Raw genomic sequence first — 1,561 nt, 5'->3', positions numbered from 1 at the left:
TCTGGCGTGACGAAGCGGATGGCGCTGTGCAGGTGCTCGCCGTTATACCAGTTGGCGAAGAATTTCACCCAGGCCTGAGCATCGGCCTCGGTAGAAAATCCCTTGGTCGGCCAGTCCGGGCGGTATTTGCAGGTTCGGAACAGAGCTTCGGCACGATCTGGCAGGGCGGAAGGCTGGCGAACTCCGTTGAATTGCATAGCGACAGAACGGCCGCGCGTTCCTCCGTGCTCAGCTTGTTGGCCGGTTCCGGTCGCGGCACGAGGGGACGCTGATCGGCGTGAACCTCGCCGCTTTTTGACCAGCGCCGCAGGGTGCGATCACTGATTTCCAGTTCGCAACAGGCTTCGGCCCGGCGCGCGCCAGCGGTGACGGCTTCATCGATCAGGGCAATGGCGGTTTGGCGATGTGGGGTGCTGATCATACGTCCTCTCCGTCCCCCCAGATCGCCGATGCCTTTTTTCGCAGAACAAGCAGCGCTGCGGTTTCAGCCAAGGCGCGGTCCTTTCGGGCCAGATCCCGCTCCAGATCCCTGACCCGTTTCTTCCCTTCCTTCGTGGCCTGACCCAAACGCGCGGTGCTGACGCGGTCCCAGTCATTTGCCTGCTCGCATGCAGCCCGCCACGCCGCGACCTGCGCCGGATAGAGCCCGCGCGTGCGGCAGTATTCGGCCAGATCGGCCTCGTTGAGCGCCGCCGTTTCCAGCACCGCCGCGAACTTGTCGCGCGACGACCAGCTCTCGGGCCCAGCGTCGGCGTTGGGCAGAAGCTGACCCTTGCCCCGCGCTTCGGCCCGCCACTTGTGCAGCGTCGCCTCAGAGATCCCTTCCTCCTGCGACAGCCGCCGAATGGCCATGGTGTTCGGCGGCAGCATCCGCTTCAACACAGCCGCCTTGCGCTCCGGTGAATATCCCAAATGATCTTCCTATCCCGCCCACCTGTGAAATAGAGGAAAAGTAGAGCAGCGGACAACTTCCCTGACACAGGGGGATATTGGATCGTTTGCGACCTCTTAAAAAACGGTAAGCGATGCATCTGACCCCGCCAGATGCACCCATCTAACGTAGCCCCAAACCTCTATACTGTCGCTACGCGTCTATATTAAACAATATTCATGGTCACTTTCGGCCCGAAGCATGAGCGTAAACGGGCTGCCTCTGTTCTGAGGTCGAGCTCCCGATAGGATCACAGCTTAGCTGTGAACAAGGTAAGCGTCCTGTGTCCATTGCAGTTACCCACAAGTTCGGTGCGACGAATTGATTCACCTATGAAACTTGGTCTTGTCCCAGAGAAACGGATCATGATTCGTCAGGTGGCACCAAATGATTGAGGTGCGGACATGGGACAGAATTGGGTGGGAACGGAAACTGCCGGATGCGATCTGGGTGAAGCCCGACTGAACAGGCGGCTTGAGGCAATGCTCGGCGCGCGGGGGAACGGATGAGCTCATCCGGGAATCCCCAGTGTGCTCATTCGGAGCATTTACGAGCGCGAAAGCGTCAGACTGACCTCGTCGCAGACACTGCCCGCAAGTGAAATCCCGATGGGACGGAGACGGCGCTTAC

At 60.0% G+C, this 1,561-nt stretch carries 1 protein-coding gene and 1 pseudogene; both read right to left on the bottom strand.

Annotated elements, in window-relative coordinates; all coding sequences use genetic code 11:
* Window positions 1-197 (bottom strand): annotated as a pseudogene (locus tag GZH79_RS18830) (hypothetical protein); the annotation flags it as partial.
* A 220-nt stretch (window positions 198-417) separates the two neighbouring features.
* Window positions 418-912, bottom strand: a complete 495-nt coding sequence (locus tag GZH79_RS18825) for a transposase (RefSeq protein WP_249219307.1) — start codon at window positions 910-912, stop codon at window positions 418-420.
* Window positions 913-1,561 lie beyond the last annotated feature (649 nt).

Origin of the sequence: Loktanella sp. SALINAS62 (assembly GCF_018263905.1) — a bacterium.
Lineage (GTDB): Bacteria > Pseudomonadota > Alphaproteobacteria > Rhodobacterales > Rhodobacteraceae > Loktanella.
The sequence above is the reverse complement of the archived record's forward strand: the minus strand, read 5'-3'. Positions and strand labels throughout refer to the sequence as shown.